General features: G+C 63.8%; 13 protein-coding genes. 6 read left to right on the top strand and 7 right to left on the bottom strand.

Translation table 11 applies throughout. From position 1 onward, the window contains the following. Positions 1–126: 126 nt before the first annotated feature. The 4 genes from CA951_RS39700 to CA951_RS39685 all read right to left on the bottom strand — a co-directional run bounded on the left by CA951_RS39700 (position 127) and on the right by CA951_RS39685 (position 4412). Positions 127–1179: a 3-keto-5-aminohexanoate cleavage protein gene (locus CA951_RS39700; RefSeq protein ID WP_087562081.1), complete on the bottom strand. Its 1053-nt coding sequence runs from the start codon at positions 1177–1179 to the stop codon at positions 127–129. Between the two features lie 47 nt (positions 1180–1226). Beyond that, positions 1227–2138: a TauD/TfdA family dioxygenase gene (locus CA951_RS39695; RefSeq protein ID WP_087562080.1), complete on the bottom strand. Its 912-nt coding sequence runs from the start codon at positions 2136–2138 to the stop codon at positions 1227–1229. Positions 2139–2236: 98 nt separating this feature from the next. Further along, positions 2237–3211, bottom strand: a complete 975-nt coding sequence (locus CA951_RS39690) for a quinone oxidoreductase (protein WP_087562079.1) — start codon at positions 3209–3211, stop codon at positions 2237–2239. A 142-nt stretch (positions 3212–3353) separates the two neighbouring features. Continuing rightward, the gene (locus tag CA951_RS39685) at positions 3354–4412 is read right to left on the bottom strand and encodes a TauD/TfdA family dioxygenase (RefSeq protein WP_087562078.1); all 1059 of its coding nucleotides are present in this window, start codon (positions 4410–4412) and stop codon (positions 3354–3356) included. A gap of 110 nt (positions 4413–4522) precedes the next feature. Here CA951_RS39685 and CA951_RS39680 point away from each other — a divergent pair, with 110 nt between their 5' ends. Further along, positions 4523–5530 (top strand): AraC family transcriptional regulator, encoded by a 1008-nt coding sequence (locus CA951_RS39680; protein ID WP_087562077.1) that lies wholly within the window; start codon positions 4523–4525, stop codon positions 5528–5530. A 31-nt stretch (positions 5531–5561) separates the two neighbouring features. Here CA951_RS39680 and CA951_RS39675 read toward each other — a convergent pair whose 3' ends face one another. Beyond that, positions 5562–6911 carry an MFS transporter gene (locus tag CA951_RS39675; protein ID WP_087562076.1) on the bottom strand — a complete coding sequence of 450 codons (1350 nt, stop codon included), beginning with the start codon at positions 6909–6911 and terminating at the stop codon, positions 5562–5564. A 532-nt stretch (positions 6912–7443) separates the two neighbouring features. Here CA951_RS39675 and CA951_RS39670 point away from each other — a divergent pair. The 3 genes from CA951_RS39670 to CA951_RS39660 all read left to right on the top strand — a co-directional run bounded on the left by CA951_RS39670 (position 7444) and on the right by CA951_RS39660 (position 11242). After that, positions 7444–8496 (top strand): 3-keto-5-aminohexanoate cleavage protein, encoded by a 1053-nt coding sequence (locus CA951_RS39670; RefSeq protein WP_087562075.1) that lies wholly within the window; start codon positions 7444–7446, stop codon positions 8494–8496. 115 nt (positions 8497–8611) lie between these two features. Beyond that, on the top strand, positions 8612–9208 hold the full coding sequence (locus CA951_RS39665; protein WP_087562074.1) for an alpha/beta hydrolase: 597 nt from the start codon (positions 8612–8614) through the stop codon (positions 9206–9208). A 21-nt stretch (positions 9209–9229) separates the two neighbouring features. Continuing rightward, positions 9230–11242 (top strand): acetoacetate--CoA ligase, encoded by a 2013-nt coding sequence (locus CA951_RS39660; RefSeq protein ID WP_087562073.1) that lies wholly within the window; start codon positions 9230–9232, stop codon positions 11240–11242. A gap of 68 nt (positions 11243–11310) precedes the next feature. Here the strand turns inward: CA951_RS39660 and CA951_RS43715 are convergent, their stop codons facing one another. Both CA951_RS43715 and CA951_RS39655 read right to left on the bottom strand, forming a co-directional pair. After that, entirely contained in the window at positions 11311–11484 is a 174-nt protein-coding gene (locus tag CA951_RS43715) for a hypothetical protein (RefSeq protein WP_179220496.1), read from the bottom strand. 150 nt (positions 11485–11634) lie between these two features. Beyond that, entirely contained in the window at positions 11635–12663 is a 1029-nt protein-coding gene (locus tag CA951_RS39655) for an AraC family transcriptional regulator (protein WP_087562072.1), read from the bottom strand. A 185-nt stretch (positions 12664–12848) separates the two neighbouring features. Between CA951_RS39655 and CA951_RS39650 the strand changes: the two genes are divergently transcribed. Next, positions 12849–13823 carry a quinone oxidoreductase gene (locus tag CA951_RS39650; protein ID WP_087562071.1) on the top strand — a complete coding sequence of 325 codons (975 nt, stop codon included), beginning with the start codon at positions 12849–12851 and terminating at the stop codon, positions 13821–13823. A gap of 94 nt (positions 13824–13917) precedes the next feature. Continuing rightward, positions 13918–14342 (top strand): TauD/TfdA family dioxygenase (locus CA951_RS39645; RefSeq protein WP_143543180.1); only part of this gene is annotated, 425 nt, incomplete at its 3' end.

Below are 14342 nucleotides of genomic sequence, written 5' to 3'. Positions count from 1 at the left end.
GGGACGGCTCTGTGCCGTCGTCCGGTGGAACTCGAGGTGCCGAGGATGTTCGGACCACCGGTTCAACAGCCCCAGGCGGCGCGAGATGGGGTGCTCGCGCCGCCCAGGTGTGCCCTGCTGGGTGGGTCAGGCGTGTCCGGTGAAACCGACCTGGCCGGGCTTGCGGTTCGGCGCGTAGCCGAGCTTGGCGAGGGTCTCGTCCGCGTCGCGGTACGTTTCGCCGATCTTGTAGATGTCGCGGGCTTCCTTGCCGGTGGCGACCTCGCGTCCGAGTTCGTTCGCGATCCGCACGAGCTGCCTGACCTGCGCGGCCGAGGTCAGCTTCTCGCCCTTGCGGCCCCACAGGGTGTCCTCGTTACCGCAGCGGGTATGCAGGCCCATCGCGATCGCCATCGCGTTGACCGGCAACACCGACCGCATGAGGGTTTCGAGGGTCAGGCACGCGCCGTCCGGGACCCGTTGGACGAAGTTCGTGATGTTGTACGGGTTCGGGCCCTCCTGCCCGCCACCGATCGCCACCCAGGTCAGGTTCAGCGGACCGGTGTAGACGCCGCGGCGGATCAGCCGCTCCACCGTTTCCAACTGCGCGAGTGAACCGAGCTGGAACTGCGGCTGGATCCCGGCGGCCTGCAGCCGGCGCAGGTGCTCCTCGACCCACTCCGGGCCGGCCGGAACCGTCATCTCCCGGTACGCCTTGGCGAGCTCGGGACGCTCCATCGACGTGCCCGCGAGGTCGTCGGCGGTCATCAGCTCCATGAGATTCATCTGGCTGGTGTTGATCGCGATCGTCACCTGATCCGGCTTGGGATCCAACTCGGCGAGCATGTGGCGGGTGTCGTCCGACAGCCACTTCGCGTCGGTGCCGCCGTCTTCCGGCGAAAACGAGATCGATCCGCCGACCTGCAGGATCATGTCCGGCACGGCCTCGCGCAGACCCGCGAGGAGTTCGTTGAACTTGGACAGGCGCTTGGAGCCCTTGCCGTCGAGTTCGCGGACGTGGATGTGCAGGACCGTGGCGCCGGCCTCGTAGCAGTCGACCGCCTGCTGGATGTGCTCCTCCATCGTCAGGGGGAGGTCTTCGCGGAAGTCGTCCGGCTCCCACTCCGGCCCGTAGGGGGCCACCGTGATGACCAGCTTCTCCTGGGTCTCCGGGAACAGGGAATCGTCGTGGAAATGCATTGCGTAACTCCGTTTCTCGATATCGGGTGTGATGTGTAGGTGCCGGCTCAGAAGGGGCGGTCGCCGACGATCCCGGCGCGTTCCATCTTGCGGACGGCGGGCCAGTAGTCCTGGACGGCGTAGTGCTGGGTGGATCGGTTGTCCCAGATGGCGACGCTGTTCGGGGTCCACCGCCAGCGCACCTGGTATTCGGGGATCGAGGCCTGGCTGATCAGGTAGTTGAGCAGGTTGCTGCTGCCGGGGGCGTAGTCGATGCCGCAGCGGATGTTGTCGGGGGTGTGGAAGTTGGTGAAATGGGTGGTGAAGCAGTTGACGAACAGGATCTTCTCGCCCGTCTCGGGGTGGGTACGGACCACGGGGTGTTCGGGGTCGGGGAACCGCTCCTTGAGTTCGAGTCGCTTCTCGAGCGGCATNCGGGCGCCGAAGGTCGCCTCGATGCTGTGGCGGGCGCGGAGGCCGTCGATCTGTTCCTTGACGCGTTCGGGCAGTCGTTCGTAGGCGAGTGCCATGTTCACCCAGATGGTGTCGCCGCCGACCTCGGGGCCGTCGATGCACCGCAGGATGGCTCCCATCGGCGGGTTGTCACGCCAGGTGGCNTCGCAGTGGTAGGCGTTCTCGTAGTGCTCCGCGGGGCTGTCGAGGTCCTTGTAGATCCGGACCAGACCCGGGTGATTCGGGTCGCTTCCGGCCTTCGGGTGATCTTCGAGCAGACCGAAACGTTCTGCCAATGCGACGTGCTCGGCCCGGCTCATGTCCTGATCGCGGAAGAACAGCACCTTGTGCTTCAGCAGCAGCGATTTCAGTTCGGCGAACAACCCGTCGTCGTGGACAACGGCGGCGAGGTCGACGCCGCTCAGCTCGGCGCCGATGCTGCAGGTGAGAGGTTCTGCGGTGAAAGTCGTCCGAATGGTAGGCAGGTCGGTCGGTCGAACAGGCTCGAGGTCAGATATTGCGCCCATGGCGTACTCCTGTACTGACTGGGTCAGTGGGTGACATCGGCCGGCAAGGGCACGGCAAGCGGCGGCGAATACACCCACGAAACGGCTGTGGTGGACGGTCAGAATGTGAACACCGAGGAACCGGTGGTACTTCCGGATTCCAGATCGCGATGGGCACGCACCGCATCGTCCAGCGCATACCGCTGGTTGATATTGATGGCGATTCGGCCTGCCGCAACATGTTCGAACAGCTCAGCAGACAAGGCGGCCTTCTCTGCCGGGTCGGCGATGTAGTCCGCGAGCGCCGGGCGGGTCACGTAGACCGAGCCGTTGAGCGCCAGCTGCATCGCCTCGATGGGCGGAATCGGCCCGGATGCGGTGCCGAAACACACCAGCAACCCGCGCCGTTTGAGCGACTTCAGCGAGCTGTCGAAGGTGGTAGCTCCGATACTGTCGTAGACGACCGAAACACCCTTGCCGTCCGTCATATCGCGAACGCGGCTCGCGACGTCTTCTTGCGTGTAGATGATCACTTCGTCGCACCCGTTCGCGCGGGCAATCTCAGCCTTGTGTTCGCTCGAGACAGTCCCGATCACCTTCACGCCGAGTAGCTTTGCCCACTGAGTGAATATCAGCCCGACTCCCCCCGCTGCGGCGTGGAGCAGAACCGTGTCGCCTGCCTGCACATCCCAGATCCTCCGCAACAGATAGGAGGTGGTGAGTCCACGCATTGTCATCGCGGCGGCAATCTCGAACGGGATCGCCTCCGGAATTGCGATCAGGTGTTTTGCGGGCATGACCCGCTCCGTGCTGTACGCACCGAGTGGACTGCCGGTGTACGTGACCCGGTCGCCCGGCTGGAAGTCGGTGACCCCCTCGCCCACGGCCTCGATGATTCCGGCAGCCTCGACACCCATTCCTGCCGGCAACGCGGCTGGATACAGGCCGGTGCGATAGTAGGTGTCGGCGAAGTTCAGTCCCACTGCCTCGTGCCGGATACGGACCTCACCGAGCCCTGGATCCCCGACCTCGATCCACTCCCACTTGAGGACGTCCGGGCTTCCGATCTCGTAGTAACGGATGGCCTTGGCCATATGATTCTCCTTCAGGTTGTTGCCGTCTCGCCCCGAAGGCACGATGACGGCGGGTGTCGTTCAGCAGTAGTCGATCCGTGTTCTCGAGCGGGCCAGTATCTGTGCGGGTAGCACCTGCCGGCGAGTTCTGCACGGCCCGTCGCTATGGGCGCTGCGACCGACCGATGCAGGTGGGCATCACGACATCGCGGGGAGTTACCTCGCCTCGACCACCCCGGCCGTTCAGCCAGGTGAAAGCCGAGGGCAGCGCACGTCCGTGACGGAGGGTCAACCAGAGCTCGAGCAAGTCTGTGGCCGCGCGCCCACGCGACATGATGTGGTTCTGCACATGCAGTACGGCGTAATTGTTGAACAGGTGAATCTCGCCGGGCCGCAGGTCCACCTCGAACCGCAGGCGCGCCGATCCGAGCAACTCATCGACAAGGTCCAAGAGTGCGAGGTCGTCAGCATCGAGTCCTGGCACGCCGGAATACCGTTGTGCGGAATCAATATCGTGTCGGGAGTAGCGAATGCTCAGTTTGCCGTCGAACCAACAGGCCAAGGGCACTGCACGGTACGGTCGCTCACCTGGAGGCTGATCCCCGCGACGGTCGAGGTGATAGGTCCTGAACAGCCTCTCGGCAAGATGCGGCCACCCGGCAAGAATCTCGTTGAAGATTGCCGCCGAACTGACCACGACAGACCGATTGCCCGATCCCAGGCCGAGTACCGCGGTGACATCGGACCCCGCGGAGGTGAGCGGCACCGCCTTCTCGGTCGCCGCTGACGGCCGCACCGTGCCGAGCATGTGGCCGTATGCGTTCTGGGACACCGGGATCCCGACGTGCTGACCGATTCCCCACAGGATCGTCCTGAGATCTGCCTCGCCGTAGTGTTCCGCCGGGATCCCACGGATCGCCGCAAACCCGAGGCCACCGTCAAGGCTGGCCGCTACCTCACGCAGCCTCGCCGCAAGGTTCGGAAGCGGAAAATGCTCGGACTCGAGCCTGAGGATCGGCAAACTACATGCCTGGGCAGCTCGCAAGGCCGAGTCGAGCTCTGCGACGTCTGCGGCCGACAGCTGGATGCACCAGTCAGTGGCATCGACCAGATCACTGGCGTGCCACGAATTACGTGAACGGTACGGCACCTGCAATACGGCCCCGGCCGGCGCGGAAGCCGGCTGCGGAGGAACGTGAATCCCGAACTGTTGGGGGATCATTGGCTCTCCTCCTCTCGTGTGATGTTCCCAACATTAGGAATGAGTTGAGCCGAGTGCTTAACTTGACGGGCGGATGACTTGATGATTTGGGCACTTAGGAGCATGTTGCAGTGAAACCTCTTGCTCGCTACGCAACGCTGATCGGCTATCTCGACGTATGTCGAGCTGTGGGGATCGAACCGGTACCGCTGATGAAGGACGCGGGGGTTGATGTCGGCGGCCTCGGAACGCAAGATCGATGGATCCCCGCGGCGGCAATTGCCGCACTCCTCGAGCACTCCGCGGCCGAGTCCGGGCGCGACGATTTCGGGTTGCAACTGGCCGAACGCCGGCAGTTCGCCAATCTCGGTCCGATCAGCGTGGTCGTCCGGGACGAACCGGATGTTCGGAGTGCTCTGCGAATCCTCGCACGCTATACGCACGTATATAACGAGGCGCTGCAGCCTCACTTGCACGAGGCGAACGGCGTGATGACGGTACGCATCGACACCAATTTCGGGGAACAGATCGAAGCCAGGCAATTTGTCGAACTCGGGGTCGCCGCGATCTACCGACTACTGCGCGGTTTCATCGGTTCACGCTGGAAGCCACTCGCTGTGTGTTTTCCCCACCCGGCACCCGCGGATGTCAGCACCCACCGCCGCATCTTCGGCGGGACCATCAATTTCGATTCCGATTTCACCGGGATCGTCATCGAGTCTCGCGACCTCGACTCCCCCAACCGGATGTCGGACCCATCTCTTCGCCCCTACACCCACCACATTCTCGCGTCGTTCGGCGAGCCCGGAGATGTGAGCGTCGCTCTCCGAGTTCGCGAATCAATCGAGATTCTGTTGCCGACCGGGCGTTGCAGTGCTGAACAGGTAGCTCGCAGCCTCGGCATCGACCGTCGGTCGCTGCACCGACGCCTGACCGAAACCGGCGAAACCTACTCGTCGATCCTGAACTCGGTACGGACCGACCTCGCAGAACGCATGGTCGGAAGCGCACGCCCCGACCTCACCGAGATTTCCACTCTTCTCGCCTTCTCTGCACCGAGCAGCTTCTCACGCTGGTTCCACGGACAGTTCGGCTGCAGCCCCACCCAATGGCGTCTCCAGCACCAGTCGTCGTCGTGAGGCCGCCGACGAAGCGACCCGGGACTGGCGTCTACGGCGTACGGCAGATGAGTAGGCGGTCCCGCTCGGGGTTCGCGAACAGCAGGATGAGGATGCCGCCGATCGCTACGAAGATGCCGACGCCTTGAAACGCTAGAGCGTATCCGTCTGCTGCAGTTGCCGCGTGCTCGACGACGACACCGGTCGCATACGGAGCGATCAAACCTCCGATGCCCATCAGGGCCAGGTACATACCCATCGTGCCGGCGGTCTGCTGCGGTGGGCACAGCTCGGAGACTGCGGAATGTATCAACGGCAACGCGATCAAAGCGGAGCCGTATCCGAGGGAGAGCACGACGACGGCCACTACCGGCACCTCGATCAACGGAAGCGTCACCAGCACGGCCCCGCACACGAGGACACCTGCACTCGCGATGACGATGCGCGCGACCCGCGAGCCGACGCCGCGCTGAATCAAACGGTCAGTGATCGCGCCGGACGCGATCATGGTCACCAGAGCTACGACGGACGGAAGCGCGAACAGCGACCCAGCCTGCAAGGCCGTGTAGCCGAGGCCCAGCTCGAAGTAGGACGGCAGCCAGGTAAGCACGACCGTGGTCAAGGCATAGAGAGCCATCGCCAGGAGAGCGCAGGTGACGAACGTGCGCGAGAGAAAGATCCGACGCCATGGAACGGAGGGCTGCGTGGGCGACGCATCCCCCGTGGCCTGCGCCGGCACCGAATCCTCAGCCTCGACCGTCTTCGCGATGTGTGGGCCCTCGGTCCAGCCGATCAGCCAACACACTGCCCACAATGCCCCCAGCCCGGAAAGGACCAAGATCGCTACGCGCCAGCCGTACTCGATGGTGACGAAGGCAAGGATGGGTGCAATGACGATCTTCGCAACGGAGGCGGAACTACCGAGCAATGCGGTCACCAGGCCGCGCTTGGCGGGCGGATGCCACGAATACGCAGCGGTGTGCATCAGTGCAGTAGCCGGCCCCTCGGACAGTCCGAGTAGCATCCGTGAAGCGACCAGTACCGCAAAGGAGGCCGCGAGCACCAGCGGCAACATGACGACCGACCATATGAGGGCAACCACCAGCAACGCCCATTTGAGCGTGAGGTACCTGTTCAAGGGACCGGCCAGGAAGCCTCCGATCGTAAATGCCAGATAGAACAGCGAGCCGACCAGTCCGATCTGCGAAGCGGTGAAATCGAGCTCGCGCGCCAACGGCTGGGCGATGATGCCCAAGACTGCCTTGTCGGCGTAGTTCACGATATAGAGGAAGATGACGAGTCCTGTCGTACCCCATACCCGTCGATTCGTCACGAGACGAGGTCGGGCGAGGCCACCGGATTGACCGGTTGAACGGCCCCGGTACGTCTTGGCAGTAGTCATTGGGAATCCTTCACGAGTCGGACAGCAGAACACTGCGACAGCACGGTTTCTTGATACTTGCTTTTACCTGCCCAGGGACGCGCAGGAAGTTCTGGGGAGGAAATGAGAGGGAGGCCTTGCGGCGGCCTGTCAGCCGGCCGGAAGATCGATGTGGCGGCCGTCACAAAGTACATCAGGCGTCGCCAGCCCGCAAGGCCGCAGCCGGCGAATGCCGCATTGCTCGCCGTGGGTCGCCGATTGCACACGCCTTCGCTCCTTGCACATGACGAGTCATGCAGCGCGAGAGGGAGATAGAAATCGGGGCAGCCGTGGCGCGATCACGCGGGCATTCACGGTCCGAAGCGGTAGGACGCCCAAATTGTCAAGCCACGAGCCCGTCAGGTTAAGCATTCCCGCCTGCCAGTTCGTAGTGTTGCGCCTATCACACCTGAACAGGGTGGTCGAGAAATTCTCGAATCATCGGTGGCAGCCCCATCCACTACTCAGCTGCACTACCCGCAAGAGCTCAATCTATGAGAAATGGAGTCTCACAGTGCATTTCCTTGACGATTCACTCTTCCCCGAGAACCAGGAGAAGCTGGTCATCACCGCAGCGCCGTACGGACCCGAATGGGAGCTGGACGACTTCCGCGAGGACCTGCCGTTGACGATGGAGGAGCACGTTCAGGCTGCCGTCGATTGCTACGAGGCCGGCGCGACGGTCCTGCACATCCACGTCCGCGAACTCGACGGCAAGGGCTCCAAGCGGCTGTCGAAGTTCAACGAACTCCTCGCGGGTCTGCGCGAGGCGGTGCCGGACATGATCCTGCAGGTCGGCGGTTCCATCTCCTTCGCCCCCGAGGGCGAGGGCGCGGACGCGAAGTGGCTCACCGACGACACCCGGCACATGCTCGCCGAACTCGATCCGAAGCCCGACCAAGTCACCGTCGCCGTGTCGACGAAGCAGATGAACATCACCGACCTGATGACTCCGGACACCATCGCGGGCACGTCCTTCGAGCGTCCCGAGGTGTGGGAGGCCTACCGCGAGATGGTGGTTCCCGCCGGACCCAGCTGGGTTGAAGAACACGTGCGGCGGTTGCAGGCCGCCGGAATCCAGCCGCATTTCCAGATCCCCGGAATTCCGCAACTCGAGAAACTCGAACGTCTGCTCAGGCGCGGCGCGTACACCGGCCCGCTCGTGCTGACCTGGGTGGGGATCGGGGGTGGCGGCGATGGCCCGAACCCCTTCAACGCAATGGAATTCATTCGTCGGGCTCCCGAGGGCGCGGTCCTGACACTCGAGTCACTCATGCGTTCGGTGTTGCCGATCAACACGATGGCGATCGCGATGGGCCTGCACGTTCGCTGCGGCAACGAGGACACAATCTGGGGTCGCAAGGGCGAGAGGATGACCTCGGTCCAGCAGATCAAACAGCTGGTCCGCATTGCCGGCGAACTCGGCCGCGAGGTCGCTACCGGCAAGGAGGCCCGCGAAATCTACAAGCTCGACGAACGATACGACAACGTCGACGAGACCCTGGCCAAGACCGGGTTCTCGCCTAACCGCCGACCCGGACAGGTCGGATTCACCCACCACGCCTGAAGTAGCTGTCACAGAAGATAACCGGCGCAACACGGGTCGTGCACACATCTTCCCCGACCCGTGTTGCGCCTCCGTACGTGAACTACCCCATTCCGTCTACACAAGGGAACCGTCGATGCACAACACCGACACGCCAACCGTGGTCTTCGTCCCCGGACTACGCGACCACAACCCTGACCACTGGCAAAGTTTGCTCGCGGATACTTTGCCCAAGACCCGCACGGTGCCATCTCTCGAACGCAACTCCCTGAATCTGGATGCACGCGAGGCCGCACTCGACACGATCCTGTCCGAGATCGACGGACCAGTCGTGCTCGTCGCGCACAGCGCCGGCGTGATGATCACAATGCACTGGGCGGCTCGACGAGACGGTCATCAGATTGTCGGCGCATTGCTGGTTGCGCCACCAGACCTCGAAACCCCGATGCCTGAGGGACATTCGACGGTCCAAGACCTCGACGATGCCGGATGGTTGCCCATTCCGCGTGAGCCGTTGCCGTTCCCCTGCACCGTGGTGGCCAGCACGAATGATCCGTTGTCCACATTTGATCGTGCCGCCGATTTTGCCGAGTCCTGGGGCGCACGTCTCGTGAACGCCGGCGCTGTCGGCCATCTCAATCCCATCTCCGGATACGGCCATTGGGAACAAGGCCACCAACTCCTCGAGGAGCTACTGGAAGAAGTAGCCACTGGAGCCGGTACCGACTCATAGTTCATGTGAAGGAAGAGTTTCATGTCATCGACAGCACTTCCGAGCCGGCCGATATGGGCTCCGAGCGACGAGCAGATCGGCACAACCACCCTCACACGATTCCAGGATCACGTGCGGGCGACACACGGCCTTGAATTCGAGGACTACGAGAGCTTGTGGCGTTGGTCCGTGACGGACCTCGAGGGATTCTGGTCGTCCGTGTGGAATTTTTTCGGACTGGACAGCGAATCAGGGTACGAACGAGTTCTCACCGACGAGGCGATGCCCGGCACTCGATGGTTCCCCGGCGCCCGCGTGAACTTCGCGCGCTTCCTGCTCGAGCGGGGCAAGCCCGAGGCCACCGCCGTCGTCAGCATCGACGAGACCGGACACACGAGGTACCTCACCTGGTCTGCACTGCGTCAGCAGGTTTCCGCTCTGGCGGCCGAACTCGATCGAGCAGAGGTCGAGGTGGGCGACGTGGTGGCCGGGTACCTGCCGAATATCGCCGAGGCCGTCGTGGCGTTTCTGGCGACCGCGTCGATTGGTGCCGTGTGGTCCTCGGTTGGTCAGGACTATGCGGCGCAGGCTGTTGTCGACCGATTCGAGCAGCTCGCGCCCAAGGTACTCATTGCCGCCGATGGCTACACATTCGGAGGGCGAACCCACACTCGCGGTTCGACGGTGGACGAGATCGTGTCCCAGCTCCCATCCCTCGCTCAGGTGATTCTCGTCGACAATGTGGGAGACAGCCCCACCGCCGACATCCGTCGAGGCGCCCGTTCCCCGGTGACATGGCGCAGCTGGGACGAGGCGATGACGACCGTAGGGCGGAATACCCCCGTCGATGTTCCATTCGATCATCCACTCTGGGTTCTGTTTTCCTCAGGGACGACCGGCCGGCCCAAGGGCCTGGTGCACGGGCACGGCGGGGTGCTGGTCGAGAAGGTCAAACAGATCGGACTGCATTGGGACCTGGGACCCGATGATCGCGTCTTCTGGTACACCTCCCCGAGTTGGATGATGTGGAATACCCAGGTGTCGGCACTTCTCAGTGGTGGGAGCATCGTCTGCTACGACGGCTCGCCGATCCACCCCGACAGTAACTGGCTGTGGAGGATCGCTGCCGACCTGGACGTCAGTTTTCTGGGCGTCAGCCCAGGGTATTTACAAGCCAGTGCCAACGAGGACGTGCATCCCGCCGCGCAGTTCGACCTCAGCCGACTGCGTGCGATGGGCAGCACAGGCTCGCCTCTGGCCGCTCACCTCCAACTGTGGGCCCGCGATCGCGTCGGCGATCTTCCGCTGTGGTCGATGAGCGGCGGCACCGATTTGGCCAGTGCACTGGTCGGTGGAGTGCCGACGCAACCGGTGTGGTCCGGCAGGATCTCCGGCCGCTGTCTCGGCGCCGCTGTGGAAGCATGGGACGAGCACGGTAATCCCGTCCACGACAGCGTCGGTGAACTCGTCGTCCGCAAGCCGATGCCGAGCATGCCGATCACGCTGTGGAACGACCCCGACGGCACAAAATACCGAAGCGCCTATTTCGAGAACTATCCCGGCGTGTGGCGGCAGGGCGACTGGATCACCGTGCACGGTGACGGGACTGTCGTTATTCACGGTCGATCGGATTCCACCCTCAACCGCAACGGCATCCGCATGGGCAGTTCTGACATCTACGCGGTCGTCGAATCCCTGCCCGAGATCACCGAAGCACTCGTCATCGGCGCCGAACAGCCCGACGGTACCTACTGGATGCCGCTGTTCGTCGTCCTCCGACCCGACTTCCATCTCGACGACTTCTCGAGCGAGCGAATCAGGTCCGAGATCCGGGACAAGGTCTCGCCCCGACATGTTCCCGACGAAATCTTCGCCGTCCCGGCTCTTCCGCACACACGCACCGGGAAGAAGATCGAGGTACCCATCAAGAGGATCCTGCAGGGTGCGGCTGTGGACGAGGTAATCAGCAGAGACGCTGTCGACGACGCATCACTACTGGATTTCTACAGTGACCTCGTCGCCCGCCGCAACCTTGTGACGGCCGAGACCCGGTAACAGCTACGTGTCGGCGCCGGCTCGAGATCGAACTCGAGCCGGCGCCGACGTGGTACCACGTGCAGCGATCAGCAGACGGCCGGCAACGACGTCTCGGAGGGCGCCTCGTTCGCGGCCTCGAGGCTCACACCCTTGGTGGATTCTCCGAACAGCGCCATGACCAGGGCCATGACAGCCATCACCGCGGCAATGAAATAGAAGACCGCGGATATTCCGTGGCCGACGATCAGTGACGAGATCACGAGCGGTGCAAAGATATTCGCAATCCTGGAGGATGAGCTCGCCCAACCCAACCCGACCCGACCGAACGGAGCTGGGTGGGAACTACCACGGTCAGTCCGGCGTCTGCCACCGCGACGTGACGAACGAGTTGGCCGCTTCGAGGTCAGGGATCACCGGGCGGAGGGGTCCACCCCCGCCTGCGCCGAAGCTCTCCAGGTGCGGGGGCTGACGCCGAAATTCTGCCGGAACCAACGGGAGAAGCTGTTGGGGGTGGAGAAGGCGAGCATCTCGGCGATCTCGGTCAACGAGTAGCGATTGTCGGCGACCAGGCGTTCCGCGAGTCCGACTCTCGTCGAGTTCAGCACGGAAGTGAACGTCTCGCCGTATTGGGCGAGGTGGCGGTGCACGGTCTTTCGATCGACGCCGAGGCTGCGTGACACCTGGTCGAGGGAGCATCGCCCCGTGGGCAGCAACAGTTCGATGAGTTCGCGGACTCGCGTCAGGACGGTTGGTGGGCCCGCGGTTTCGACGGATTCGAGCAGCGTTCGGGTGTACGCCCGCAGCATCGGATCCGACATGCGGTTCGGCTTTCTGAGATCACTTGTGGTGATGATCATTCCAGTGAAGTGCTGGTTGAACCGGACGTCCGCGTCGAAGACCTTTCGATGGGTACCGGTATCGCTGGGCGGTCCGTGCTGGAAGCAGACCGCGACGGGGCGCCACGCATCTCCGAGGATGGTTCGCAGCAGTTGGTAGCCCACCGCTGTCGCCAGTTCGAGGGCTTGCCGGGTTCCCACGTCCGCCTTCGTGTCGTAGTCGACGATGAGTGTCGTCAGATCTCGTCGCTCCGACAGGCGAGTACGCAGGGCCTCGTTGTACATGTGCTGGTAGCGGATGAGCGTTTCGAACGCGCTTCGTGCATCCGGGGCCTCCCTGACGCTCACGCTGAGCGGGCCGAGGTTGGAGAACCGGCGGTGTTGCGCAAGGAGTAGCGCGAAATCCTCCCGCCCGGCGGCCTCGGCCGACGACTCGAGCACGCGCGAGATGGCCGCGGCAGGCAGCCACCGGTCCTGGACATCCATCCCGGCTGGGTCGAGGCCGGCTGCACGCAGGAGCCCGACCGAATCGATCCCCAGCGACTCTCCGAGTTCGATGTAGCCGTGTAGCGCCGCATAGCGCGCGAGTGGACGGGCGTCCAAGTTGTGCCTCCAAATGGTAAGTCTAATGCCACGTGAGGGTAAGTGTGATCGCAATCTTACCGATAGCTTCGTGTTGTCGGCATCACACGTTGGCTTCGCGGCAAATGTTTGTTCGAGCGACTGTGCGCGCCGACCTGCATGTAAAGCCGCACCTCGGTGCGTGGATGGAGTGAGGAGTCAGGATTATGGCGAAGGCAATTCGCTTCTACGAGACCGGTGGACCCGAGGTTCTGAAGTGGGAGTCCGTCGAGGTGGGCGATCCGGGCCCCGGGGAGGTTCGGATTCGTCACGAGGCCGTGGGCCTCAACTTCGCGGAGATCTATTTCCGGACCGGTCTGTACCCCGCCGCACTCCCGGCGGGCATCGGCGTCGAGGCGGCCGGCGTCATCGAGGCCGTGGGCGCCGGAGTGTCCGACTTCATGGAGGGCGACCGGGTCACGTACACCGGAAGCCCCCTGGGCGCGTACAGCACCGACCGTGTGATGCCGGCCGAGCACCTGATCAAGCTGCCCGAGGGCATCGAATTCGAGACCGCTGCGGCGATGACGATGCGGGGCCTGACCGCGTCCTACCTGCTGCGTCGAATCCACCCCCTCGAGGCCGGCGACACCGTGCTGCTGCACGCCGCCGCGGGCGGCGTCGGACTCATCTTCACCCAGTGGGCAAAGCTGCTGGGTATCAACGTGATCGGCACCGTCTCGTCCGAGGAGAAGGCGGCGGTCGCGAAGGCCCACGGCTGCGAGCACGTCATCGTCTACAAGCGGGAGAACGTGGCCGAACGGGTCCGCGAGATCACCGGCGGCGTCGGCGTCCCCGTCGTGTTCGACAGCATCGGGGCAACGACCTTCGAGGCCTCACTGGATTCCCTCGCACGGAGGGGTCTCCTCGTGGCATTCGGGACCGCCTCCGGGCCGGTCCCACCCGTCGACCCGATGAAGTTGGCGCTGAAGGGATCGCTGTTCCTCACGCGTCCTGCACTCGCGGACTACATCGCCGACCCGTTCGAACGCGCCGAGCTCGCCGGTGAGCTGTTCGGGCACGTCGAGGCCGGCCGGATCAAGGTCGAGATCAACCAGCACTACGCGCTCGAGGAAGCCGAGCAGGCGCACCGCGACCTCGAGGCGGGCAAGTCCATCGGCTCGTCGGTGTTCTCCTTCTGAACCCGAACATTCCTGCGTCGCCTGGCCGGCGCGCGCTTCGAGCGCGCGAGTGACAACGCTGCACCCAATATTCCAGCTTGCACAGGAGAGTGTCATGACCACCGTTGACTTCGCACCCAGCCGACCGGCGACCGTGACCCCGATGGATGCGCGGCCGTTGACCTGCAGCATCGGCGCCGAACTCCACGGTGTCGACCTTGCCGCGGTGTCGCGTGACGACGGGTTGTTCGCCGAACTGAAATCGCTGCTGCTCGAGCACAAGGTGCTGTTCTTCCGCGATCAGGACATGAGCCGGGCCGAGCACGTCGCGCTGGCGAAGCGGTTCGGCTCGCTCGAGGACCATCCGGTCGTCGGCAGCGACCCCGAATATGCAGGCCTGGTAAGGATCTACAAGGACCTCGACAGCCCCGCGGAGCACTACGAGAACGCCTACCACTGCGACGCCACCTGGCGTGACAACCCGCCGATGGGAGCCATCCTGCGGTGCATCGACGGCCCCGAGGTCGGCGGCGACACCAT

The sequence above is a fragment of the Rhodococcus sp. NCIMB 12038 genome (genome assembly GCF_002165735.1).
Lineage (GTDB): Bacteria > Actinomycetota > Actinomycetes > Mycobacteriales > Mycobacteriaceae > Rhodococcus_F.
This window is presented reverse-complemented; position numbering and strand designations above follow the sequence as displayed.

Bases quoted from the DNA above. Each gene is read 5' to 3' on its own strand.
- CA951_RS39700 (WP_087562081.1), bottom strand. From the start codon at position 1,179: ATGCATTTCCACGACGATTCCCTGTTCCCGGAGACCCAGGAGAAGCTG.
- CA951_RS39665 (WP_087562074.1), top strand. From the start codon at position 8,612: ATGCACAACACCGACACGCCAACCGTGGTCTTCGTCCCCGGACTACGC.
- CA951_RS39660 (WP_087562073.1), top strand. From the start codon at position 9,230: ATGTCATCGACAGCACTTCCGAGCCGGCCGATATGGGCTCCGAGCGAC.
- CA951_RS39690 (WP_087562079.1), bottom strand. From the start codon at position 3,211: ATGGCCAAGGCCATCCGTTACTACGAGATCGGAAGCCCGGACGTCCTC.
- CA951_RS39685 (WP_087562078.1), bottom strand. From the start codon at position 4,412: ATGATCCCCCAACAGTTCGGGATTCACGTTCCTCCGCAGCCGGCTTCC.
- CA951_RS39675 (WP_087562076.1), bottom strand. From the start codon at position 6,911: ATGACTACTGCCAAGACGTACCGGGGCCGTTCAACCGGTCAATCCGGT.
- CA951_RS39650 (WP_087562071.1), top strand. From the start codon at position 12,849: ATGGCGAAGGCAATTCGCTTCTACGAGACCGGTGGACCCGAGGTTCTG.